A 25,184-nucleotide genomic window follows, 5' to 3' on the forward strand; every position below is an offset into this window, starting at 1 on the left:
ATGCGGATGCGCAGGCAGGGCACCTTCTTCAGCGCCCGGCGTGTTTGCCTTCGCTGCCTTTGTCGGCGGCGCGACTCTTCGCGAACTCCGGGAAGGTCGCTTCCAGGCTGTCCTTGTCCGGCAGGATGTAGAACAGGCCACCGCGCTCAAATGTCGGGCTGACGATCTGCTCGTAGAAGTCCGGTGCGATGTTGATGCAGCCATGGGTGACGCGGTTGTCGTCCGGCGTTGGTGATGCGAGGCGCTCTGCGCGTCGCTCGGCTGGCACGCCGGTAGCGGTGGGATGGATCGAGACTGCGGAATCGTAGTCCACCCACAGCACACGGCCCGCATCGAGCGAGGGGCCGAAGCCGCCGATGAAACGACCAGCAGGTGTGGTGCGGTCGCGGCCCGGAATCTCGCGCAGCGCGAGGCCGGCAACGCCTGGAGCGACGTGATCGCCGGTTGCCGAGCCAAACAGTCCCGGTGTGGCGCCGCGCAGTCGGCCGTCGCCACTGAACACAAGGATCTGTGCAGCGGCCTTGTCCATGATCGCGAATGGATAGCCTTGGTTGTCCTTGCTTGCGACAACCCAGCCGGCAAGTTCAATCACCGTGTCCGACACCTTTTGATCTGGCGGGAGCTGATCGACGGCACTTGCCGTTTGTTGCACGGCGGCGTCTTGGGCGCTGGCTACGCCGACGCTTGCGAACGCCAGCATGCCAAAGGCGGCGAGGATTGCAGGGTAGGTGTGCGTACGGATGGGACGGTTCCTTGCAATGAAGACTGACTGAGGGAGAGGAAGCCAGTGGCCGGTAAAGGCCACCGGATCCTGAATTCAGATATTCATCGTGAATCGAACGGAGCGATCAGCCGCGTGGTGTGCGACGTGGTGCCCTTTCGAGTTGCTGGACGCGACCTTCAATTTGATCCAGCCGTTGGTTGGCCTGCTGTGCGGACTGATTGGCGGACTCGGCGCTCTGTGCTGCGCCCTGCACCCTCGTGTCGAGTTGGTCGAGGCGTGAGTTGATCCCTGCGAACTCTTCTTTATAGGTTGCACAGGACGCCAGGCTCATGACGACGACTGCCACGCCGAGCGTACGCGCCATCACCATTTTCTGCTTGGTCATGAACATTCCACTTCCTCCTACGTTTGGGGGATCTCGAATATAGCTACGTTTTTGCAGAGCAGCGTGATGCGCTTTCAGCTGACGTTTGCACAGATAAATGAACTGTGAAGGTGCTTGAATGAGCAGCGTTGTTGCTTGAATTCAGCAAGCTCAAGGAATGCCGTTGAATTTGATGGACCAATGCGTGGTGTTCGCAGTCATCTATGCAAATACGAGGTGAAAATTTTCGGGTGAACAGGCGTGCGTTTCCGCGCTGATGGTCATGCAATGAGGTCTTCGACTATCCAATTCATCGGTATGAATTGGCATCGTGGTCGGCTACAAGACGTGCACGAAGTCGGTGTGATCTCTGCATGCAGCATGCAACTGCTGCGTCGCGCGGTGTGGCGGCTTTATGCCACGAGCTGTCTATCGGAACGTTCGGTGCGATGATCAAGCTCTGCGCGTTTGCTGATGAATTCATTCGGTGCCAGCAGGCATCGTTGGATGCACGCACCGTGCAGGCGTTTGGGCTTGGTGGCTTCGCGGCTTACGCCGCTCCCACAACCTCCACAACCTCCACAACCGCCGCAACCGCTGCAGCGTCTACAGCACTGTGTTGGCTACTTCAGCTGCGAGGGTGATGTGCCGTACTGGCGCTTGAACGCGGCGCTGAAGCTGCTGGTGTGTGCGTAGCCGGCGATGGTGGCGGCTACATCCACGGGAACGCGCTGGCGCAGCAGTGCCTGGCGGGCGCGCTCCAGCCGCAGCTCGCGCTGATAGTTGGCGATGCTTTGGCCATGGCAATGCTGGAAGCCACGCTGCAGGTCCACCGCATTGGTGCCGAGCTGGCGTGCCATCTGCGCGATGCTCAGTGTGTCGACCTCTCCACTTTGCAGCCACTGGTGCAGGCGGGTGACGCAGCGCTGCAGGTGTGAGCCCAAAGGCTTTTCGCTGCCTTCGCTGGCCAGTGTCTGCAGCACGTCCGCAGCCAGTTCCAGGGCAAAGCTTTCCTGCTGCAGGCGGCGCAGCAATGGCAGCGAACCGGTCTTGTTCTCCAGCAGTTGCGTCGCCCGCTGCAACAACAGCGCCGGCGGCCGCCATGCATGGTTGTCGGCATGGCCATTACAAACGCGTGCCAATCGGGCACTGCCACGGGAATCGGCCTGCAACTGCCGCTGCAACCAGTCATCGCTGAGGTGCAGGCTGACCTTGCCTTCCTGTCGCCCAGCCTGCCAATGACGCTGGAAGCTGTCTTCCTCACGCAGGTGGACCAACATCGTCGGCATACGCCGATGGTTGCCTTCCAGCCGCAAGCGATGCCTGCCGATGGCAACGTCGGCCTCGCCATCCACCAGGAAACCGGCGGTGATGCCCGGCGCCAGACGGTTGTGGCTGCAGCCCCCCACCATGTCGCGGCTGCGGCTCAGGTAGAGCGACACGCCATCGTCCAGCGCATGCACCTGCTGCCAGCCGGCCAGCACCGGCGTGGCGTCGGCCATGCCGGCATTGAAATCAACCTGCCCGCCCAGCGCGTTTGCTGCGGTCATCAGTTCGGCGCAGGTGAAAACCTGCATGCAGGGCATCCCGGAATGTGGTCCTGCCTAAATTTTCCTTCGCTGCGCCTAAACTTTCAATGGTATTGATAACTATTCTTATTTGAGAGGCGGCGTATGGATGCCTCTCCCCCGTATTCAGTGAAGGTCAGCGGCAATGGGTTTGACGATCAAGCAGGCGGCTGTGGTCCGCGCCGTCTTCCACGATGAAGTCAGCGCAGACGAGATCCGCCACTGGCTGCAGCGCGTGGAAGCACTGATCGTGGCCGCAACGCCGTTCTATTTCATCGCCAGCACCGTGCCCGGCGCCAGCTTCAGTGACGATTACCGCGCAATCCAGGCGCTCTGGTACAAGCAGCACAAGCCCGCTTTCCGCGTTTACTGCAAGGGGCTGGTGCGCATTGCCAGCAGCACCGCCGAGCTGCAGCGGCTGGACACGCCGGCCCTGCATGCAGCCTGGGGCGTGCCCTATTACGTCACCAGCGACGATGCCGACGGCATGCGCTGGATTGGGCAGCAACTGGAGCAGGCCGATGCGTACTGAGCGCGACGCCGCCTCCCGTTTCGGCCTGGGCGTGATCGTGGCGCTGTACATGGCGCATGCGCTGCCGCTGTATTTCTACAACGTGGCGGTGCCGGCCATCCTGCGCAGCCAGGGCGTGGACCTGCGCTGGATCGGCATGTTGTCGCTGCTGTACCTGCCGTGGGCATTCAAATTTCTGTGGGCGCCGCTGGTGGACCGCTGGCACCTGCCTGCCCTGGGCCGTCGCCGCAGCTGGTTGTGGCTGACCCAGTTGTTGTTGCTGGTCGGCATTCTGGTATTGGCCTTCACCGGACTGGACCATGGCCTGACCGTGTTCGTGCTGGTCGGCATGTGGATCTCCACCATCGCCGCCACCCAGGACATCGCCATCGATGGCTATACGGTGGAAGCGCTGGCACCGGCCGAGCACCGCCTGGGCAGCATGGCGCAGAGCGTGGGCGTGGCGCTAGGCAGCATGGTCGGCGGCGCAGGCGTGCTGTGGCTGTACGAAACCCGCGGCTGGACCGTGGCCCTGCTCAGCTTGGCGGCGATGAGTGCGCTCACCCTGCTGGCCGTGCAGCAGATCAACGAAGGCGCACGTCCGGCAACCGCGCAACGGCCAAGCGTGCTGCGGGCACTGCGTCGGCCCGAGCTGCGCTGGGCGCTGCTGTTGATCGTGTTGTACCGGCTGGTGGAAGCGCCGGCGATGGCGATGATCAATCCGCTGCTGGTCGACCAGAAGTGGAGCCTGACCGAGATCGGCCTGCTGATCTCGGTGGGCGGTGCCGGCGTTGGCATGCTGGCCGCCATCGGCGCGGCCTGGCTGCTCAAACGGCGCAGTGCCGAACAACTGTTGCTGCATTCCGGCTGGTGGCGCACGGCGCTGTACCTGTTGTTGGCGGCGCTGCTCTACAGCGGTGCGTTGGTCAGCTCGCAGCTTGGCTTGGGCGTGCTTGTCGTTGCGCTGCTGGCCCTGCGCTACGTGGCGATGACCAGCTTGTATGCCTTGTTCATGCGGCTCAGCTCGCGCGAGCAGGCCGGCACCGATTTCACCTTGTTGGTGTGCTTCGAGCTGCTGGTGTTTTTCATCGGTGGCGCCCTGTCCGGCTTCCTCGCCAAGGGCCTGGGTTACCCCGCTTATTACGTGGCGCTGGCGATTGTCTCCGCGCTTGGGCTGCTGTTGTGCCGACCGCTGCTGCGCCGCTTCGCGCCCTCCCCTTCTTCTCCCTGATACGTTCCGAGGACACCATGCGGCATACCGCAGCAACGCTTCCGCTCGCCCTGCTGAGCCTGGCCATCAGTGGCCAGCTGGCAGCACAAACCAACACCACCAGCGGCACCCGCCAGCTGGATGCAGTCAGCGTAACCGCCGTGCGCGGCGCGCGCAGCGTGGCCGAGATCGCCGGCACCGTGTACGCCATCGAGCGCGAGCAGATCGCCCAGCAGACCGCAGCCGGCCGTAGCACTGCCGACATCCTCGGCCAGCTGGTGCCGTCGCTGGCGCCGGCCAGTGGCACCACCAGCAACTACGGCATGACCATGCGTGGCCGCAGCGTGCAGGTAATGATCGATGGCGTGCCACTGACCGGTGCACGCGATGGCTCGCGCCAGCTCAACAGCATCTCGCCGACGATGATCGAACGCATCGAGGTGATCTCCGGCGCCACCGCGCTGTATGGCGCCGGTGCCAGCGGCGGCATCATCAACATCATCACCCTGCAGCCGGGCGATGCGCCGGTGCAGCTGGCCAGCCAGCTCGGCCTGCGCACGCCCTCGGATGTGTCCGGTGACAACCTGGCCTGGAACGCCGCGCAGACCATGACCGTGCGCGGTGACAGCTTCAGCGGTGCCTTTGGTATCGCCTATGGCCGCCAGGGTGCATCACTGGACGCGCATGGCCGCCGCATCGGCCCGGAGATCGCCCAGACCGATCGTCAGGACACCGAGACCAAGGAACTCAACGCGCGCCTCGAGTGGGCGCTTGCGCCGGCCCAGCAGCTCAACGTGGGTGTGCGTTGGTATGACGACCAGCAGGACAGCGATTACGGCCCGGACTACGGCCCCCGTCTGGCGGTGCTGTTCAACCCCGCCTACCAGCCCAGCCACAACGCCGTCGATGGCCTGCAGTTGAACGCTCAGCCACGCACCCGCCACCAGGGCGTCAATGCGCAGTACCGCAACCGCGATGTACTCGGCGGCCACGAGCTGAGCGTTGAAGCCTATTACCGCAATGAGCAGGGCCGCTGGTTCCCGTCGGTATCGACGCTGGTGCATCCGGCGCTGCCCGGTGGCTATGCCTATGTGGCCATGCAATCCAACACCGACATCGACGTCTGGGGCCTGCGCAGCGCCCTGCACAAGGGCTTCGATATCGGAGGGCGCAGCCTGCAGCTGTCCTACGGCGTGGACCACGAGCGCGAAGAAGACAGCCAGCGCGGGCAGATGTACGACATCAACCGCTTTATCGCCAGCAACGGCCTGAACTATGTGCCGACCGCGCAATACGCGATGGGCCCGGATGTGCGCGTGGACACCACTGGTCTGTTCCTGCAGGCCGACCATGCGCTGAGCGAACGCTTCAGTGTGCAGGCCGGCGTGCGCCACCAGATCCTGCGCAACAACGTGGACGACTCACTGCCCTACACCGAGGCGATCACTGCCGATGCGGTGGCTGGTTATCAGCCGAAGCAGCTGGCCGGTGGCCGCGTGCGCCATTCGCAGACGCTGTTCAATGCCGGCGTGGTCTACAAGTTCAGTGAAGCGCAGCAGCTGTTCGCCAACTTCTCGCAGGGTTTCAGCCTGCCCGATACGCAGCGCATGCTGCGTGACGTGCCGGCCAACTTCGTCATCGACAGCCGCAACATCGGCCCGATCAAGGTCGACAACTACGAGCTGGGCTGGCGCTTGAACAATGCGCAGCTGCAGAGTGCAGTGACCGCGTTCTACAACCGCTCGGACAAGACCGTGCAGTTCAACCGCAACTACAGCGTGTCGGTGGCCGATACCGACGAACGCGTGTACGGCGTGGAAGCCAACCTGCGCTACACGCCTACCGCGCAGCTGGAGCTGGGTGCGAGCGTTGCCAGCACCCGCGGTCAGTACCGTGATGCGGCCGGCCAGTGGCGCGAGCTCAATGCGTTTCGTGTATCGCCGTTGAAGGCAGGTGTGCATGGTCAGTGGCGCTTTGCCAACGATAGTCTGCTGCGCTTGCAGGGCCAAGCGGTCGGTGGCACTGATGATGCGTGGCGTGATGCGCAGGTGGCTGCAGTCAGCCCGAGCATCCGCGCGACGCCGGCGGCGAAGATCCGTGGCTATGCGGTGTTCGATCTGATTGGTGAATTGCCGCTGGCTGGTGGGCGCTTCAGTGTTGGGGTCTACAACCTTGCGGACCGCGACTACAAGACGGTGTATGGGCAGCAGGCGGAAGCGACCTACGGCAAGCTGTCGAGCGTGCCGGCGCAGGGAAGGACGTTTGGGGTTGGGTATCGGATTGAATACTGAGGCTGTTGCTTTCGCTTGAAGCCCCTCTCCTACGGGAGAGGGGTTGGGGTGAGGGTTGGGGCGAAGCCCGCGCGATACTTTTTCACAAGGCTTCGCTCTTACCCTCATCCGCCCCGTTGGGGCACCTTCTCCCAGCGGGAGAAGGAGGCGGCCCGTTACCGCTTGGCCGCCAAAATCCGCGTCAACAGATCCGCCGTCCCTGCAATCCTCCGCAGGTGCGGATACCGCAAACCTTCGCGGTAATCGATACGCACGGTGCGGAAGCTGTCCGCCTGCCGCACGATCAACTCGATCGGCGTGCCGTTCTGCTTGCCATCCATCAGCGCCTGCTTGATCCGCCCACCGCTGTAAGCCAAGCCGTTCACCGCAACAACCGTCACGTCCTTGGCCAAGCCGGCCTTGAACGCAGGGCTATCCCAACCCACGGCCTGCAACACACCATCACTGCCGATCTTGATGCCCAAGGAATACTGCAGATCGGTAGCACCATCGGCCTCGCCATCGGCAACCACCAGATTCGGCTGGTCATCGAAGTACAGCTCCCAGCCCGCCGCCGCCAGACCATCCGGCGCCTTGCCATCGCGTGCATCCAGACGGCTACCGATGAAGGCATCCCAGTTGCCAGGCTGCACCGCTTCCAGCCCCTGCATCACATCAGCACGGTCATACAGGCGGATCTCGCCTTGCTTGCCGCCTTGATGGAAGCGCTTGGCAAAGTCATCCAGCGTGACCTTGCCCTTCGACAGGCTGCGCAGGCGTGCATCCACGCCCAGCCACAGCAAGGTGCTCTCGTTGTAGAACTCGAACGCACGCTGCCAGTCGGCCCAGGCCTGCGGCTTGGAATTGAAGTCGAGGATGCCCTGGTGCACGGTGTCGTGCAGATCGCGCCACTGGCGACCGGGTTGGGTGGCGTAGTTGGCCTGCAACTGGGCCAGCATCGCCATCGCGTAGTCCGGCTTCCACAGCCCCGAGCGCGCTGCCAATACCACCGCCCAGTACTGGGTCTGGCCTTCGTACATCCACAACTCGTCGTTGTGCATCGGCGCGTTGTAATGCGGCACCCAGGTCGGGCGCGGGCGCCAGGCCTTGCCTACCCAAGCGTGTGCGTACTCGTGCGGCAGCAGATCATTGTCGAGGAAGGGTCGCTCGCCACGCAGATAACCGTCGTGCATGCCGTTTTCGCTGCTCTGCGCGTGCTCAAGGCCGATGCCGCTGAAAACGTCCGATACCGCCAGCAGGAAGTTGTAGCGCGTGTAAGGGCGCGAACCGAACACCGCGTCGGCCTCGCGCACCAGCGCGCGGTGCGCGTCCAGCACCTTGGCATCGGCCTGCAGGCCCTGCGGGTTCTCGCCGACCACGTCCAGCCACACCGGTTGCTTCGACGCATCATCCAGTGCGAAACGCTTGAAGTACTGGCCGGCGAATACCGGTGAGTCGATCAAGGTCATCAGCGACACCGGTGCGTACTGCTCATTGCCGCCGCTGCGCTGTGCAACATCCAATGCCGTGCCGCTCTGCCAGCCTTCGGGCAGGCGCAGGCTGGGTTTTACCTGGATGCCGCGTGCGTCATAACCAGCTGGGTACAACAGCACCCGGTGCCATTGCAGGTCGAGCATGCTCGGCGTCATCGCTACCCGGCCCTGATCGCTGGCAGTCGGCGACAGGTACTGGAACTCGATATCGAGCGTGCTGACACCCTCGGGCACCTGCAGCTTGAACGCGTACATATCGCCAGAGTCGCGCGTCCACTGCAGCACCTGACCATTACCACGGATGACCAGCCCGGCCATCTGGTTGATCGGGCCGGTAGGCGCATGGTTGCCGGGGATCCACTGCGGATACCAAAGCGTCAGCTGGCCGGTCGATACCGGAATGCGCTGGTGCACGCGCTGGATACGGCGCTGGATGTCGCTGGCATCCACCTCCAGCTCGATCATGCCCGGATAGCTCGCCTGCACCTGCATCGCCGCTGCCCGTGCATCCAACGGCTGCGCTTGCGCACACGCCAGCGGTGCAAGCCCCAGCACCATCGCCACCAACCACTTACGTCCCTGCATCACGCCCCGCCCCTTGCCTGAAGTCTTCGCATCCTAGCCCGCCCAGCTTCAAACGCGCATCCGCCGCCATACCAGGCAACGGTTGTTGGCCGGCATCGCCACGTCCTCACACAGCACCAGCTGCTGCGCGCGGGCCAAGCCGTCGACCGCCTCGAAATCGCGGATACCCGAGCGCTGATCACGCGCCTTCAGCCAGCCATCGAAGTTACGGTTGCTGTCGCTGGTGAAGGCGCCGTCGTAGTTGAATGGCCCGTAGGCGATGAACAGCGCATCGGGCGCCATCAACGCTGGCAGCCCGGCGAACAGCGCCTGTACTTCTTCCCAGCCCATGATGTGCAGGGTGTTGGCGCTGAATACCGCATCGAAGCCGGCCACGCCGTCATCCACCGGCATGGCCGGCACAGGCTGCAGGCCTTCGCCGATCACCGCCTGTAGTTCCAGCGGCGCGGGGGCGTTCGGCAATGCGGCCTCGTCCAGCCACTGGCGTATTCCGGGCAGGTTGTCGCGATGATCGCTGGCCTGCCAACGCAGCCATGGCATCGCCGCGGCGAAGTGCACGGCATGCTGGCCGGTGCCGCTGCCGATCTCCAGCACATTGCGCGCCTCGCCCAGGTGCTGCTGCAGCACCTGCAGGATGGGCGCGCTGTTGCGCTCGCAGGATTCGGAGTACGGCTTGCTGGTCATCGTTCTGGGGCCTGTGGGATGCGTTGCAGATTGTGCCGCACTGGCTGTTTATGGCCATGCATGACCATGGTCACTTGTGCATTTACCCTCCCGCCGACCAGATTCGAGGGTCTTGTGCGATGCACTGCATCGCTGGCTCTGGAGTTCCGCCCGTCATGCAACGCCGTCAGTTTCTTTCGCTCTCCGGCCTCGGCCTCGCCGGCTTCATGCTGCCCAATGCCCAGCTGATCGCTGCCGAAGAGTTGTTGGCCCCGGCCGATGTGGCCAAGAAGAAGCTGCTGGCCGACACCGTGCTGGCGCTGGCTAAGCAGGGCGGCGCCAGTTACTGCGATGTGCGCATCGGCCGCTACCTCAACCAGGCGATCGTCACCCGCGAAGACAAGGTGCAGAACGTCACCAACAGCGAGTCGGCTGGCGTTGGCATCCGCGTGATCGTCAATGGCGCCTGGGGCTTTGCTGCCAGCAACCAGTCCACCGCGCAAGGAGTTGCCAGCGCCGTGGCGCAGGCGCTGGCCATTGCCCGTGCCAACGCCAAGGTGCAGACCAAGCCGGTACAGCTGGCACCCACGCCGGGCGTGGGCGAGGTGCAGTGGAAGACCCCGATCCGCCAGAACGCGATGGCGGTACCGGTCAAGGAAAAGGTTGATCTGCTGCTGTCGATCAATGCGGCGGCGATCAATGCCGGTGCCAACTTCATCAACTCGCAGCTGTTCCTGGTCAACGAGCAGAAGTACTTCGCCTCCAGCGATGGTTCGTGGATCGACCAGGACGTGCACCGTATCTGGCTGCCGTTCACCGCCACCGCCATCGACAAGGCCAGCGGCAAGTTCCGCACCCGCGCCGGGCTGTCGGCACCGGCCGGCATGGGCTGGGAGTTCCTCGACGGCAATGCCGCCGACAAGCATCAGCTGCCGGGTGGCGTGGTGGCCTACGGTCATTCCTATGACCCGGTGGAAGATGCCATCGCCGCCGCCAAGCAGGCGCGCGCCAAGCTCACCGCGCCGTCGGTGAAGCCGGGCAAATACGACCTGGTGCTGGACCCGTCCAACCTGTTCCTGACCATCCACGAGAACGTCGGCCATCCGCTGGAGCTGGACCGTGTGCTCGGCTACGAAGCCAACTACGCCGGCACCAGCTTCGCCACGCTGGACAAGCGCGAGGCCGGCTTCCGTTGGGGCAGCGACATCGTCAACTTCACTGCCGACAAGACCGTGCCTTACAGCCTGGGCGCGGTGGGTTACGACGATGAAGGGGTGAAGACCAAGCAGTGGGATCTGGTCAAGGACGGCATCCTGGTCAATTACCAGGCGACCCGCGATGAGGTGCATATCCTCGGTGAGAACGCCTCGCACGGTTGCAGCTATGCCGATTCGTGGAAGAGCGTGCAGTTCCAGCGCATGGCCAATGTGTCGCTGGCACCGGGCAAGACGCCGCTGACCCCGGCGCAGATGGTCAAGAACGTGGAAAACGGCATCTACATCCATGGCCGTGGTTCGTATTCAATCGACCAGCAGCGATACAACGCGCAGTTTGGTGGGCAGCTCTGCTACCAGATCAAGAACGGCGAGATTGCCGGGATGGTCGAGGATGCCGCTTATCAGATCCGTACGCCGGAATTCTGGAATGCCTGCAGCGCGATCTGCGATGAGCGCGATTTCCGTATGGGCGGTTCGTTCTTTGACGGCAAGGGTCAGCCTGGCCAGGTGTCGGCGGTGTCGCATGGCTCGGCTACTACGCGCTTTGATGGGGTGAACATCATCAATACGGCGCGGTCGTTGGGGTAAGGCGTAGAGCTGCCCTCACCCCAACCCCTCTCCCGCAGGCGGGAGAGGGGCTTTCAACAGCAACAGCAGCATCAAGAGCCTGAGCCAAAGCCAAAGCCAAAGCCGAAGCAACAGCCAAAGCCGAAGCAACTACCACAGCCAAGGCAACTGCAAGAGCAAAAGCCAGAGCCGGAGCCGGAGCAGAGCAGAGCAGAGCAGAGCAGCAGCCTACCCCTCCCCAGCCCTCCCCTTCGCTGCGCGAAAGGGAGGGGGCGCAAGCGAAGGCCGTCAACAGTTCTGCAATTGCACGGACTGCTCCCTCCCTTTCGCATAGCGAAGAGGAAGGCTGGGGAGGGGGCGCCGTTCGCAGAAAACCCAAATAAATCGCTCTCCCATGCCTAAAGTCACTACCGCTGCAAACACCTGACCGCAAAAATCGAACAGTTCGCAGATCACCGCGAAGCCACCGTCGTTTGTTGCCGTAGCGCCCGCCTCGCGGGCCTTGCCCCGTGGAGAGCAGCCTTGCAGAGACGTGACTTCCTAGCCCTTACCGGGCTTACCGCTGGCGGCCTGATGGTGCCGTCCTTCTTCGGCAAGGCCATCGCCGCCGAACAACTGTTGACCGCGCTCGATCCGGCCATCAAGAAGCGCCTCGCCGATGACGCGCTCAATGCCGCACGTGCCGCAGGCGCCACGTACTGCGATGTGCGCATCGGCCGTTACCTGCGCCAGTTTGTCATTACCCGTGAGGACAAGGTCCAGAACGTGGTGAATACCGAGTCCACCGGCACCGGCATCCGCGTGATCGTCAACGGTGCCTGGGGCTTTGCCGCCACCAATGACCTGAGCCCGGCCGGTGTGGTCAAGGCCGCGCAGCAGGCCGCCGCCATCGCCAAGGCCAATGCCAAGGTGCAGACCGCACCGGTGCAGTTCGCCAAGGCGCCGGGCTACGGCGAGGTCAGCTGGCGTACGCCGATCAAGAAGAACGCGATGGAAGTGCCGATCAAGGACAAGGCCGATCTGCTGCTGGGCGTGAACGCCGCAGCCCTCGGTGCCGGTGCCAGCTTCGTCAATTCGATGCTGTTCCTGGTCAACGAGCAGAAGTACTTCGCTTCCACCGATGGCTCCTACATCGACCAGGACGTGCACCGCATCTGGGCACCGATGACGGTCACCGCCATCGACAAGGCCAGCGGCAAGTTCCGCACCCGCGCCGGCCTGTCCTCGCCGATGGGCCTGGGCTACGAATACCTGGATGGCGATGCCTCCGGCAAGACCGTGCTGCCCAATGGCGTCACTGTTTACGGCCAGTCGTATGACATGCGCGAAGACGCCATCGCCGCCGCCAAGCAAACCCAGGAAAAGCTGAAGGCACCGTCGGTGAAGCCGGGCAAGTACGATCTGATCCTCGATCCGTCGCACACCTGGCTGACCATCCACGAAGCCGTCGGTCACCCGCTGGAGCTGGACCGCGTGCTCGGCTACGAAGCCAACTACGCCGGCACCAGCTTTGCCACCCTGGACAAGCGCGAGCAGCGCTTCCAGTACGGCAGCGACAAGGTCAACATCTTCGCCGACAAGACCCAGCCGGGTTCGCTCGGTGCCGTTGCCTACGACGACGAAGGCGTGAAGACCAAGCGCTGGCCGCTGATCAGCGACGGCAAGCTGGTCGACTACCAGACCATCCGCGATCAGGCGCATATCCTCGGCAAGACCGAGTCCGATGGTTGCTGCTATGCCGATTCCTGGTCCAGCGTGCAGTTCCAGCGCATGGCCAACGTGTCGCTGGCACCGGGCAAGACCCCGTTGTCGGTGGCCGACATGATCAAGAACGTCGAGAACGGCATCTACATCATCGGCGACGGTTCGTTCTCCATCGACCAGCAGCGTTACAACGCGCAGTTCGGCGGCCAGCTGTTCTATGAAATCAAGAACGGCCAGATCACCCGCATGCTCGAGGACGTGGCCTACCAGATCCGCACGCCGGAATTCTGGAACGCCTGCAGCGCCATCGCCGACGACCGCGACTACCGCCTGGGCGGTTCGTTCTTCGACGGCAAGGGCCAGCCGGGCCAGGTCTCGGCCGTGTCGCACGGCTCGTCCACCGCCCGTTTCGACGGCATCAACGTCATCAATACCGCGCGCAGCCTCGGCTGATCGTCAAGGAGCTTTTGAACCATGATCATCTTCACCGAACAGGAAGCCAAGGCCATCCTGGACAAGGTCATCGCGCTGTCCAAGGCCGATGAATGCACTGCCACGCTGGCCGGCTCGGTCGACGGCAACATCCGTTTCGCGCTGAACAACGTCTCCACCAGCGGCATCGTCAGCAATGCCGAGTTGGCCGTGCAGGTCGCTTTCGGCAAGCGTGTTGGCACCGCTTCGATCAACGAGTTCGACGACGCTTCACTGGAGCGCGTGGTTCGCCGCGCGGAGGATCTTGCCAAGCTGGCGCCGGAGAATCCGGAGTTCATGCCGGCCATCGGCAAGCAGCAGTACCGCTCGAGCCCGACCTTCAGCGAATCGACTGCGGCAATCACCCCGGAATTCCGCGCCCAGGTGGCTGCTGACTCCATCACCCCCTGCCGCGGCAACGGCCTGATCGCTGCCGGCTTCCTGGAAGACGGCAACGGCTTCGTCGCCATCGCCAACAGCAATGGCAACTTCGGCTACCAGAAGACCACCAACTTCAATTACACCTGCACCGTGCGTACCGAAGACGGTCGCGGCTCGGGCTGGGTGGGCCGCAATCTCGCCAACGCTGCCGACTTCAAGGCCGACCAGGACATCGAGATCGCCAAGCGCAAGGCCACCGAATCGGCTGAAGCCAAGGCGCTGGAGCCGGGCAAGTACACGGTGATCCTGGAGCCAGCAGCAGCGGCCGGTCTGATCAGCTTCATGATGAATTTCTTCAGTGCACGTTCGGCCGATGAAGGCCGCAGCTTCCTGTCCAAAAAGGGTGGCGGCAACAAGCTGGGTGAACAGGTCTACGACAGCAAGGTCAATCTGTTCGCCGACCCTTGGCACCCGGACGCGGCGGTGCTGCCGTGGGATGGCGAGGGCCTGCCGCGCGAGCGCATCGCCATCATCGAAGACGGCAAGATCGCCAACCTGGATTACTCGCGCTATTGGGCGCAGAAGCAGGGCAAGACCGCCAAGGCCAGTGCCGGCAACCTGTTGATGGGTGGTGGCACCAAATCGATCGCCGAGCTGGTGCGTGGCACCGAGAAGGGCATCCTGGTCACCCGCACCTGGTACATCCGCATGGTCGACCCGCAGACCGTGTTGCTGACCGGCCTGACCCGTGACGGCACCTTCTACATCGAGAACGGGCAGATCAAGCACCCGGTGAAGAATTTCCGCTTCAACGAATCGCCGGTGATCATGCTCAACAACATCGACGAGCTGGGCAAACCGGTGCGCGTGGCCGGTGATGAATCCAGCTTCGTGATGATGATCCCGCCGATGAAGCTGCGTGACTTTACGTTTACGTCGTTGTCGGATGCGGTGTAACTACTTTTAGCTTTGGCTTTTAGCTTTGGCTTTTAGCTTTGGCTTTTAGCTTTGGCTTTTAGCTTTGGCTTTTAGCTCTGGCTTTTAGCTCTGGCTTTTGGCTTTGGCTTTGGCTTTTAGCAGTTGCAGTTGCTTTATCCCTTCTCCCGCTTGCGGGAGAAGGTGCCCGAAGGGCGGATGAGGGGAGCTTTTACAGCCTTTTGCTCTACGTGCTTTAAGAGCGCCCTCACCCCAACCCCTCTCCCGCGTGCGGGAGAGGGGCTTTCAGCATCTTGAGATTTTCGCCCTTGTCCTCACCCCGTCTGACGCGAGCGCAATTCCTTCACCTGCTGCTGGGCGGCGCGGTGGCGGCTGCCTTGCCGGGCATGGCGCGGGCACAGGCAAGCCGCTACGACTTCTGGTTCACCCGCCTGCGCTACGACTCCGGTGATTGGGACGTGGATGCGCGCATGCCGTCCAACCTGATCACCTCGCTGGTCGACTACACGACACTGCGCGTGGACCCCAAGGAACACGTCATCGCCCTGTCCGACCCGAAGATGCTGGCCGCGCCGTTCTGCTACCTGGCCGGCCACAAGCTGGTCGAGTTCAATCCGGAAGAGCGCCGCAACTTCGAGCGCTACGTGCGCAACGGTGGCTTCGTCTTCGTCGACGACTGCAACCACGACATCGACGGCCTGTTCGCCACCTCCTTCGAGGCACAGATGCGAAGCATCTTCGGCGCCACCGCAATGAAGAAGCTGCCCAACAACCACGCCGTCTACAACAGCTTCTTCAAATTCCCCGAAGGTCCGCCTGCCACCGGTTTCGAACTCAACGGCTGGGGAGATGACCTGGTCCACGACTACCTCAAGGGCATCGAGATCGATGGCCGCCTGGGCGTGCTCTACAGCAACAAGGACTACGGTTGCGAATGGGACTACGACTGGCGCAACAAACGCTTCCTGGCCGAAGACAACACCAAATTCGGCGTGAACATCGTGATGTACGCACTGACGCATTGACCCCACAGGTGACCGCATGACCACCCCCGATCTGGACCCATTGCTGCCGCGCTTGAACGAGCTGCGCAGCGCGCTCGCACAGGCCGTGGTCGGCCAGCACGAGGTTGTCGAACAACTGCTGATCGGCCTGTTGGCCGGCGGCCACTGCCTGCTCGAAGGCGCACCCGGCCTCGGCAAGACCCTGCTGGTGCGCTCGCTCGGCCAAGCGCTGGAGCTGCAGTTCCGGCGCGTGCAGTTCACCCCCGACCTGATGCCCAGCGACATCCTCGGCACCGAACTGCTGGAAGAAGACCACGGCACCGGCAAGCGCGCGTTCCGCTTCCAGCAAGGGCCGATTTTCACCAACCTGCTACTGGCCGACGAACTCAACCGCACCCCGCCCAAGACCCAGGCCGCGCTGCTGGAAGCGATGCAGGAGCGCACCGTCAGCTACGCCGGTACCACCTACGCCCTACCCTCGCCGTTCTTCGTGCTGGCCACGCAGAACCCGATCGAGCAGGCCGGCACCTATCCGCTGCCGGAAGCCCAGCTCGACCGCTTCCTGCTGCATGTCCGCGTCGATTACCCGAGCGAAACCGAAGAGCGCGACATCCTCGCCCAGACCACCGGCAGCCATAGCGGCGTCGTGCCCAAGGTGATGGATGCCGAAGCAGTAAAGGCCTTGCAGGCTGCGGTACGCGAAGTGCATATCAGCCCTGACCTGCTCAGCTGGATCACCCGCCTGGTCCGCGCCAGCCGCCCTGGCGACGGCGCACCTGCCGAAGTGAACAACTGGATCAAATGGGGCGCCGGTCCGCGTGCCGGCCAGTCGCTGGTACTGGCGGCAAAGGCGCGCGCATTGCTGCAGGGCCGCTTTGCCGCCACCCGCGAGGATGTGCAGGCATTGGCGGCACCGGTGATGCGTCATCGTCTGCTGCTGTCGTTCGCCGCAGAGGCCGAGCACAAGAGTGCCGATCACGTGATCGCCGCGCTGCTGCGTGCGGTGCCGTTCCCAGCTTGATTCGCAACGTTCGAAGATCATGAGCGCGCCAACGCCACCGCTGATACCCGCCGACGTGCGCAGTCGCCTGCGCAACCTGCGGTTGTGGCCGCAACGGGCCAGTGGCAGCCGTGGCATCGGCGCGCACGCCAGCCGTAGCCGTGGTGCCGGGCTCGAGTTCGCGCAGTACCGCGCCTACGAACCGGGCGATGAACTGCGCCAGATCGATTGGAAGCTGTACGCCCGCTCGGACCGCTTCTTCGTGCGCGAGTCCGAACGCGAAAGCCCGATCACGGTATGGCTGCTGCTCGACGCCAGCGCCTCGATGGCTCAAGCAGATCAGGCGCGTCCTGACTGGCAGCGCCTGGATGCCGCCAAAGCACTGGTCGCCTGCCTCGCCGAACTGGCAATGCAGCAGGGCGATGCTTTCGGCCTGATCGCACTAGGCGGCGATGGCGTGCAGCTGTTGCCTGCTGGCAATGGACTACGTCAGCGCGACCGTCTGCATCTGCAATTGCATGCGCTGCAGGCCAAGGGGCAATGGCCACCGCAGCAGCGGCTATCGCCGCTGTGGGAACGCATCGCCAGCAATGATCTGGTGGTGATGATCGGCGACGGCTTCGATGCGGCGGGCGTCGAACTGGCCGAGCGCCTGGCCAAGGCCGGACGTGATGTGGTGCACCTGCAGCTGCTGACCGTTGAAGAGCGCGACTTTCCGTTTCGCGATGGACACCGCTTCCGCGACCCGGAAACCGGCGATGAGCTGCTCAGCGATGGCGCAACGGTGCGCGGCGAATACCTCGCCCGCTTCAAGGACGCACAGCGCACGCTGGATGCACGGCTGCAGGCTGCCGGCATCCGCCATGACACCGCCTATCTCGATGAAGCCATCGACGCGCCACTGCAGCGCCTGTTCGGGCGCCGTGCCGGGAGCGGTGCATGAGCCTTCTGTGGCTGTTCCCAGCCGGTTTCCTTGCATTGGCAGCACTATTGCTTCCGCTGCTGATCCACCTCGCCCGCCGCAGCGAGCAACGCATCATCGATTTCGCCGCGCTGCGCTGGCTCTCGGCCCAGCCGCGCCCGCGCCGACGCATCCGCTTCGACGAATGGCCGTTGCTACTGCTGCGCCTGCTGCTGCTTGCCCTGCTGGCGGTGCTGTTGGCACGGCCGGCACTGATGGGTGTGCCTGATACGCAGCAGCGCGTCGCGGTGCTGCCCGGTGTTGATCTGGCCACTGCCCAACGCGCTGTGGGCAATGCCGATGCGCAATGGCTATGGCTGGCACCGGGCTTGCCGCGCATCGACAAAAGCGCAGCGCCGCAAGGCCCGCAGCCGGTATCCAGCCTGCTGCGTGAGCTGGATGCCGCGCTGCCAACCGATGCCGCGCTCACCGTGGTTGTCCCGTCGGTACTGGATGGACTGGACGCACAGCGTCCGCAGCTGTCGCGCGCGGTGCGCTGGCAGGTGTTGGATCAAACCGCTGCTGCGGACGAGCCAACCGCCCTCGCGCCGCCGGAGCTGCAGATCCGTCACGACGAAGCCGGCAAGCCAGGCTTGCGCTATCTCAATGCGGTTGCCAGTGCATGGCGTGGAACCAAACCACAGACGGCAGACGACAGCGCCGCCTTCAGCAATGACGGAAAGCTGCACGTCTGGCTGTCGGCCAAACCGCTACCGGCCGATACAAGCGCATGGCTGCAAGGTGGCGGCCGCCTGCTGGTAGATGCGCGCACACCAGTGCCCGCCAATGCGCAACGCACGCCGCTATGGCGCGATGCCAACGGTGTGCTGGTCATCGAGCAGATCGGCACACCACAAGGCCAATGGCTGCGCTGGGCAGCACCGCTGCAGCCGGCAAGCCTACCGGTGTTGCTTGACGCGGATTTCCCGAACGACCTGCGCGCCGTGCTGCAGGCTGCGCCCACGCCACGGCGCGCGCCTGCAGCGACGATGCAGCCGGGAATCGGCGCTACGCCGTATCCACAGCCTGCAACCGAGCTGAGCCATTGGTTGCTGTTGGCAATCGCTCTGCTGTTCCTGCTTGAGCGCTGGCTGGCCAGTGCACCGCGCCGACGGGGCCTGGCATGAACGCACGTACCCTGCTGCGCGCCGCGCGTCGCCGCACCCTGCTGATTGCGCTGTTCGGCGGCCTGCCCTTGGCTCTGGCTATCGGCTTGCTGGCAGCGCGTGTGCTCGACTTCGATGCCGGCTATATCGCCGGAACGCTTGCCTTGCTGGCGGTTTCCGGCATCGCGATGTGGCGAGCGCGACGCTTGGATGCGCGCTGGCTGGTCGCACGCCTGAACGACCATCCGCGCTTCGAAGACAGCGCCGATCTGCTGTTCGCCGCATCACCTACGCTCAATCCGCTGCAGCAGCGCCAGCGCCGTCATATCGAACAGCGTCTGCAAAGCAATCCGCCTGACCTGCGTCCTCGCTGGCCTTGGCAGCGACTGCTGTTGTGCCTGTTGGCTGCCGCGCTGATAGCGGGTACAGCACTGCTGTGGCCGAGCGCTACAGCCAACGCTCCGGTTGCCGCGGATGGAGGCGCCAGCGAAACCGCTGCGACGGATAGCACACCCGCACTGCGCGGCAGCTGGCTGCAGATCACGCCCCCGCCCTACAGCGGCCAGGCGGCAGTAGCCGGCGACAAGCTCGATGCACGCGCCCTGCAAGGCAGCCGCCTGCAGTGGCGTCTGCAGTTCGCGCCACAGCCGCAGCAGGCGTGGCTGCAGTTCCATGATGGCCGCCGGGTGGCACTGCAGCGCGATGGCGACTACTGGCGCGGCAGCGAGGTGTTGCAGCGTGCCGGCCTGTATCGCATCCATACCGCACCGGCGATGGCAACTGCCGGCCGCGCCTATCGTCTCGACGTGACGGTTGATCGCCCGCCACAAGTCAAAGTGATAGAGCCCGCGCAGACACTCAATCAAGCCGCACCGCGCCAGCGCTCGTGGCAGCTGCGTTTTGAAGCCAGCGATGATTTCGGTGTGAACAACGCGGCGACGCTGGATATCACCACCGCAAAAGGCAGCGGCGAGAACATCAGCTTCCAGCAACGCCAACTGACACTCAGCGGCAGCGGTCCGGCGACGGCGCGCCGCTTTGCCTACAGCGCCGACCTGGCCGCATTGGGCCTGGAAGCTGGCGACGAAGTAGTCGCGCGTCTGACCGTGCGCGACAACCGCAACCCACAGCCACAGGACGCGCGCAGCGCCAGCCTGATTCTGCGCCTGCCCAGCGAACAGCAGGTACAAGCAAGCGATCTGGAAGCCACGATCAAGAAAGTGATGCCGGCCTACTTCCGCAGCCAGCGGCAGATCATCATCGACGCCGAAGCACTGCTCAAGCAGCGTCGCAGCCTGGATGCCGACACCTTCATCAAGCGCTCCGATGCCATCGGCGTTGACCAGCGCATCCTGCGCCTGCGCTACGGCCAGTTCCTCGGCGAGGAAGCCGAAGGTGGCGCGAAGGCACCGCCGACCGGTGATATGCCAACCAGCGATGCGGCCAGCGCCGACGCGCATGCCGATCACGCCGATGATGATGGCCATGACCACGGTGGCGGTGGCGGCGCCGGCGCCGGCAGCGATGCCACAAGTGCACCGGTGTTCGGCAGCGCCACCGACGTGCTGTCCGAGTACGGCCACACCCACGACCACGCCGAAGCAGCGACTCTGCTCGACCCGCAGACCCGCGCCATCCTCAAGTCCGCGCTCGACCAGATGTGGCAGTCCGAAGGCCACCTGCGCCAGGGCCACCCGGATCAAGCCCTGCCCTACGCCTACAAGGCGCTTGCTTTCATCAAACAGGTGCAACAGGCCGAGCGCATCTACCTGGCACGCGTGGGCAGCGAATTGCCGCCCATCGACATGGCCCGACGCATGACCGGCAAGCGCGAGGGTCTTGGCAATCGCGCTGTACAGCTGAGCGCACGCCCTGCGGATGATGCTGTCGTCGCCAGCGCATGGCATGCATTGGCATCCAGCGACGACAGCGTGGACCTTGATGCCTTGTCGCGTTGGCTGGATGCACATCCCAATGCCGTACCCGATCCACTGGATGTGGTTGCTGCGATCGATGCACTACGACAGCAACCCGATTGCCGGGTTTGCCGGAGCGAACTGCGTGCACAGCTGTGGCCAGCACTGCGGCGCGCGGCAGGCCCACCCGCACGCCGCAATGCAGCCGATGCCAGTGGTCGCCGTTACCTTGAAGCACTCTCGGCGCCGCAGGAGCCAGCACGATGATGGCTTGGCTTCCTCTTGGATTGATCGCGCTGGCGGTGGGGCTTGGCAGCCTGCGCTTCGCGCTGTCTCCTCGCCCGCGCGCGACGCGCCTTGCCGCATTGCTGATGCTGCAGCTTGCGGCTGGCGTGTTGCTGTACTTCACCCTGCAACCGCCATCGCGTCCGGGACACGCCGGCACCTTGGTCATCGCGACAGCGGGGGCGAGCGCAGCCGAGTTGTCGGCATTGCCCGCGGCCAACTACGTGCGCCTGCCTGAGGCACCTGTATTGGCGGCAGCTGAAGCTGTTCCGGATCTGGCCACCGCCCTGCGCCAGCACCCGGGTACCCGCGAACTGGTGATCATCGGCCAGGGCCTGCCCGCGCGTGATCGCGATATCGCACTACCGCCGTTGCGCTTCCTCCCCAGCACGGCACCGCGTGGTCTGGTGGAACTACAGGCTCCGCCGCTACTCGCGCCCGGCGCGGCTTTCACTGTTTACGGCCGCGTACAAGGCATGCCTGGTGTACGTGTGGAACTGCTGGACCCTGCTGGCCATCGCGTGGATATCGTCAACGCAGATGCGACAGGCCGCGTAGCGCTGAACGCCAGCGCACGTGAGCCCGGCGATGTCAGTTTCGCGCTGCGCGTGCTCGACGGCAGCGGCAAGGTGCTGGATCAGCTGCCGGTACCAGTCCGCGTACGTGCTAGCACTGCACCGACGATACGATTGCTGGCCGGCGCTCCCGGCCCCGAACTGAAGTACCTGCAGCGTTGGGCCACTGATATCGGTGCCAAGCTGCAGACCAGCATGTTGATCGGTGGCGGCCTGCAGTTGGGCGACGCGCCGGCCGCGTTGGATGCCGGCAGCCTCGCCCGCCTGGACCTACTGCTGCTCGATGAGCGCCGCCTTGCGGCACTGTCGTCCGCGCAACGTGCGGCGATCACAGAGGCGGTGCGCGGTGGACTGGGCGTACTGGTCCGGACCAGCGGCAGCTTGGACAGCAACGCCCGCCGCGTACTGCGCGAGTGGGGGCTGGAAACACGCGGAGATGATCAGACCAAGCCGGTCACACTGCGCACCATGACCGATGCCGAACAGAACAAAACCGCGCTCGCAGTCGAACGCTTCAATCTGGAATTCGGCGGCGCCGATGTCGTGCCTTTGCTACGCGCCGCTGACGCCAGCGCGATAGGTGGCTGGCGCGCACTTGGCTTGGGCCGGGTTGGCGTGCTGCCGATCACTGACAGCTATGCGCTGGTGCTCTCGGGCCACGCCGACGTGCACGCCGAGCTGTGGAACGCGGCATTGGCGAGCGTTGCCCGATCACTTCCAGATCCGCCAGCGCTGCAATTGCCCGCCTGGGCATGGAGTGATGAGCGCATCAGTCTTTGCGGCTTGCCGGCTCCTGTGCAGATGATTACCGAGGACGGCAGCCGAACCGAATTGCTGGCCGACCCTTCGGCTGGCAACTGCGTTGCTGCGTGGCCACAGCAGGCCGGTTGGAACCGTGTTGAATCGGGCGAGCAGCAGCAGAGCATGTTGCTGCTGGATCCGGAAAAGGCAGTTGCATTGCATACGCAGCAGATGCGCGATGCGACGTTTGCATTGAGCGGTACTTCGGTACGTTCAACTCCACTACCGATCCCGGGCCCGCGCTGGCCTTGGCTGTTGGGGTTTGTGCTGGTTACCTCACTGCTTTGGTGGTTGGAGCGCAGGCGAACGGGTGGATCGGCAGCGCAAGACTGAAGTTGTTGATGGCATTGAAGGAGCAACATCAACGGCGCCCCCTTCGGCCCTTTGGGCACCCCCGCCTTCGCGGGGGCAGGCCCTTTGATCCCCCGCATACGGGGGAAGGCAAATCAGCAGCAGAGCCCACGATAAGCCCCCTCCCTTTGCCGTAGGCAAGGGGGTGAAGAAGGACTGCTTGCGCGCCATTGGCGCGCGGCCTGATGAACGACCGAAGGCTGCGCCTTCGGGCCGGACGGGTTGGGGAGGGGTGCCTTTCTTCGCATTGGATTGCGGTCACACCCACGTGCAACCCATCCAACAACTCCTTGAGCCCCATCACTGATTGACCCACGCCTTCACCCGCGCGCAGAACAGCTGCGGTAGAACCACACACGCAGGGGGTTCCAAGCTTGGGGGTCCTACCGATGATGCACCGTCATACCGCCGTGCTGCTGTCTGCCGTCATCACCAGTGCTGTAGTTGTTCCCGCACTTGCCCAAACCACGATCAAGGCACCTGTCGCCGACAACGAACAGGTGCTGGACATGCAGTTGAAGATGGAAGAAGCGCGCATGCTGCCCTTGCGGGCGATGTATGTGCGCTACTTCCAGCAAGCCTACCGCCGCTACCCCGGCATCCCGCGTGGAACGCTGGAATCCCTGGCCTACGTACAAAGCCGCTGGTCACCGTTGCAGCCGGACGCGCACGACCAGAATGACGCACATCTGCGCATGCCGCCGTCCTGGGGAGTGATGGGCCTGTACGCCGGTGGTGGCTTCGAGGATCAGGTCGGCCAAGCGGCCAAACTGCTTGGCGTATCCACCACTGCTGTGCGCACCGACGCAGCAACCAATATTCTTGCTGCCGCCGCATTGCTGGATGCGCAGATCCGTCAGGATCATCCCAACATCGGTGCATCAGGCGCGCCCGAACCCGAGGCGATACGCCCTGCCTTGATGCGCTATGCGGGCTACTCACCACGCACCGCGAATGTAGTCGCGCGCAGCGTCGTCGATGACTACGCACGCACCAGCTTTGCTTACGACGTGTTGCTGGCGCAGGACCGCGGTGTCATTGACCGCGGCATTGTCGTACCCGAACGCGCAATCGCCTGGGAGCAGGCATTCGATGCGCCGCAGCTGGTCATGCTGCGCGCGCCAATGGTGCGCCTTGATGTGAGCAGAGATCGGGTTGAAACCGACGCGTTCCAGGTCGATCCGGTCAGCGAGACCTTGCAGGCACGTAGCAATGCCACGGGGAAAGCCGCGGTCAGCCCATTGCTGGATGCCAGCATCCAGAGCACCGACTATGGCCCGGCGATCTGGAGTGCCGCATCATCCTCCAACTATTCCGCGTCGCGCTCCGCAGCGGTCAGTGCGGTGACGATCCATACCACGCAGGGCAGCTATGCCGGCACCATCTCCTGGTTCAAGAACGCCTCGGCGCAAGTCAGCGCGCACTATGTTATCCGCTCTTCCGACGGCCAGGTAACGCAGATGGTGCGCAACGCCGATACCGCTTGGCACGTGGGCAGCCAGAACAGCTACACCTTGGGCATCGAACACGAGGGCTTTGTCGACAACAGCTCCTGGTACACCAATGCGATGTATGACGCCTCAGCGGCGTTGGTGCGCAGCTTCTGCGCCACATACAGCACGATCAGCTGTGCCAGCGCCTACAGCGGTGCATCCAGCAGCGGCATCAACGTGCTGCCCGCCAGCGTCAAGATCAAAGGCCACCAGCACTACAGTGGCCAGACACACACCGATCCGGGCATCAACTGGAACTGGTCGAAGTACTATGGTTTGCTGAATCCTGGCACGGGTGGCGGTACCGGCACGATCACCTATCTGGATCGCTTCGAGAGCAGCGTTGGTCATTTCGATACCAGCCCCAGTTACTCGGGCAGCACCACCGGCATCAGCACCGCCTCGACGGCTACACGTGATTGCAGCACGCAGAAGAACGGTAGCTGCTCGTTGCGGGTACTGCTGAAGGACAATACCGCCAGCACGGCAGACTGGGCTGTGCGGCTGCTGTCGGGCAGCGGGGTTCCGGCCAGCAATACCGCATTGACGCGCGCCAATGGTGTTGTCGGGTTCTGGGTATGGAGCGGTGGTACTGGAACCACGGTTGGCATTGGCATCGATGACAGTGACGGCACCGAGCGTTCAACCAGCAAGGCCATCGCGGCCAATACCTGGACTTATGTGTCCTGGGCCTTGAGTGATGCGACGCAATGGAATGCGTGGGTGGATGGCAACGGCACGATCACCGGCAGCAGCGTCAAGCTGGACGCGATCTGGCTGTATCACGCAAATACCGCGTACGACCTGAATGTGTATATCGATGATGTGCAGATAAAGAACTGATCTGCGCAGGTGGTTTTTGGTTTTTGGCTTTTGGCTTTTGGCTTTTGGCTTTTGGTTTTTGGTTTTTGGTTTTTGGTTTTTCGCCCTTGCTACTGCTTTAGCCCTTCTCCCGCTTGCGGGAGAAGGTGCCCCGCAGGGGCGGATGAGGGGACGCTTTTGATCTTGCTGGTAAGGCCCCTGCCGAG

18 protein-coding genes are annotated in these 25,184 nt (G+C 63.7%); 13 read left to right on the forward strand and 5 right to left on the reverse strand.

The features are described from left to right. Positions 1 to 28 precede the first annotated feature (28 nt). The 3 genes from ACVOLZ_RS15945 to ACVOLZ_RS15955 all read right to left on the reverse strand — a co-directional run bounded on the left by ACVOLZ_RS15945 (position 29) and on the right by ACVOLZ_RS15955 (position 2,665). Positions 29 to 700, reverse strand: coding sequence for a hypothetical protein (locus tag ACVOLZ_RS15945; RefSeq protein WP_481516989.1), 672 nt, complete (start codon positions 698 to 700; stop codon positions 29 to 31). 148 nt (positions 701 to 848) lie between these two features. Further along, a complete protein-coding gene (locus ACVOLZ_RS15950) occupies positions 849 to 1,115 on the reverse strand; it encodes a hypothetical protein (RefSeq protein ID WP_296249044.1) in 267 nt (88 codons plus the stop codon). 596 nt (positions 1,116 to 1,711) lie between these two features. After that, complete coding sequence (locus ACVOLZ_RS15955) at positions 1,712 to 2,665, reverse strand: helix-turn-helix domain-containing protein (RefSeq protein ID WP_481516990.1); 954 nt, start codon at positions 2,663 to 2,665, stop codon at positions 1,712 to 1,714. Between the two features lie 136 nt (positions 2,666 to 2,801). On the opposite strand from ACVOLZ_RS15955, the gene ACVOLZ_RS15960 reads away from it, so the two are divergent. Genes ACVOLZ_RS15960 through ACVOLZ_RS15970 form a run of 3 tightly spaced genes read left to right on the forward strand, consistent with a single transcriptional unit; the run spans position 2,802 to position 6,668 of the window. After that, entirely contained in the window at positions 2,802 to 3,188 is a 387-nt protein-coding gene (locus ACVOLZ_RS15960; protein ID WP_481516991.1) for a hypothetical protein, read from the forward strand. Beyond that, a complete protein-coding gene (locus tag ACVOLZ_RS15965) occupies positions 3,178 to 4,398 on the forward strand; it encodes an MFS transporter (RefSeq protein ID WP_481516992.1) in 1,221 nt (406 codons plus the stop codon). Before ACVOLZ_RS15960 ends, ACVOLZ_RS15965 begins: the two co-directional genes overlap by 11 nt. 17 nt (positions 4,399 to 4,415) lie before the next feature. Further along, positions 4,416 to 6,668 carry a TonB-dependent receptor gene (locus ACVOLZ_RS15970; protein WP_481516993.1) on the forward strand — a complete coding sequence of 751 codons (2,253 nt, stop codon included), beginning with the start codon at positions 4,416 to 4,418 and terminating at the stop codon, positions 6,666 to 6,668. Positions 6,669 to 6,823: 155 nt separating this feature from the next. Here ACVOLZ_RS15970 and ACVOLZ_RS15975 read toward each other — a convergent pair whose 3' ends face one another. Then, the gene (locus ACVOLZ_RS15975; RefSeq protein WP_481516994.1) at positions 6,824 to 8,725 is read right to left on the reverse strand and encodes a M61 family metallopeptidase; all 1,902 of its coding nucleotides are present in this window, start codon (positions 8,723 to 8,725) and stop codon (positions 6,824 to 6,826) included. Between the two features lie 48 nt (positions 8,726 to 8,773). Continuing rightward, a complete protein-coding gene (locus ACVOLZ_RS15980; protein WP_481516995.1) occupies positions 8,774 to 9,409 on the reverse strand; it encodes a DUF938 domain-containing protein in 636 nt (211 codons plus the stop codon). A 155-nt stretch (positions 9,410 to 9,564) separates the two neighbouring features. Here ACVOLZ_RS15980 and ACVOLZ_RS15985 point away from each other — a divergent pair, with 155 nt between their 5' ends. From ACVOLZ_RS15985 to ACVOLZ_RS16030, 10 genes are all read left to right on the forward strand, one after another. Further along, the gene (locus ACVOLZ_RS15985) at positions 9,565 to 11,193 is read left to right on the forward strand and encodes a TldD/PmbA family protein (RefSeq protein ID WP_481516996.1); all 1,629 of its coding nucleotides are present in this window, start codon (positions 9,565 to 9,567) and stop codon (positions 11,191 to 11,193) included. Positions 11,194 to 11,694: 501 nt separating this feature from the next. Continuing rightward, positions 11,695 to 13,329, forward strand: coding sequence for a TldD/PmbA family protein (locus ACVOLZ_RS15990; protein WP_481516997.1), 1,635 nt, complete (start codon positions 11,695 to 11,697; stop codon positions 13,327 to 13,329). Positions 13,330 to 13,350: 21 nt separating this feature from the next. Further along, positions 13,351 to 14,685, forward strand: a complete 1,335-nt coding sequence (locus ACVOLZ_RS15995) for a TldD/PmbA family protein (RefSeq protein ID WP_481516998.1) — start codon at positions 13,351 to 13,353, stop codon at positions 14,683 to 14,685. A gap of 365 nt (positions 14,686 to 15,050) precedes the next feature. Further along, the gene (locus tag ACVOLZ_RS16000; RefSeq protein WP_481517005.1) at positions 15,051 to 15,689 is read left to right on the forward strand and encodes a DUF4159 domain-containing protein; all 639 of its coding nucleotides are present in this window, start codon (positions 15,051 to 15,053) and stop codon (positions 15,687 to 15,689) included. 16 nt (positions 15,690 to 15,705) lie between these two features. Further along, on the forward strand, positions 15,706 to 16,689 hold the full coding sequence (locus tag ACVOLZ_RS16005; RefSeq protein WP_481516999.1) for an AAA family ATPase: 984 nt from the start codon (positions 15,706 to 15,708) through the stop codon (positions 16,687 to 16,689). A gap of 19 nt (positions 16,690 to 16,708) precedes the next feature. Beyond that, entirely contained in the window at positions 16,709 to 17,611 is a 903-nt protein-coding gene (locus ACVOLZ_RS16010; RefSeq protein WP_481517000.1) for a DUF58 domain-containing protein, read from the forward strand. Then, a complete protein-coding gene (locus ACVOLZ_RS16015; RefSeq protein WP_481517001.1) occupies positions 17,608 to 18,756 on the forward strand; it encodes a BatA domain-containing protein in 1,149 nt (382 codons plus the stop codon). The genes ACVOLZ_RS16010 and ACVOLZ_RS16015 overlap by 4 nt, the downstream gene beginning before the upstream one ends. Then, entirely contained in the window at positions 18,753 to 20,918 is a 2,166-nt protein-coding gene (locus ACVOLZ_RS16020) for a hypothetical protein (protein WP_481517002.1), read from the forward strand. The genes ACVOLZ_RS16015 and ACVOLZ_RS16020 overlap by 4 nt, the downstream gene beginning before the upstream one ends. Then, positions 20,918 to 22,645, forward strand: a complete 1,728-nt coding sequence (locus ACVOLZ_RS16025) for a carboxypeptidase regulatory-like domain-containing protein (protein ID WP_481517003.1) — start codon at positions 20,918 to 20,920, stop codon at positions 22,643 to 22,645. The genes ACVOLZ_RS16020 and ACVOLZ_RS16025 overlap by 1 nt, the downstream gene beginning before the upstream one ends. 407 nt (positions 22,646 to 23,052) lie before the next feature. Continuing rightward, positions 23,053 to 24,999, forward strand: a complete 1,947-nt coding sequence (locus ACVOLZ_RS16030; protein WP_481517004.1) for an N-acetylmuramoyl-L-alanine amidase — start codon at positions 23,053 to 23,055, stop codon at positions 24,997 to 24,999. Positions 25,000 to 25,184 lie beyond the last annotated feature (185 nt).

The sequence above is a fragment of the Stenotrophomonas sp. STEN020 genome, from assembly GCF_056760195.1.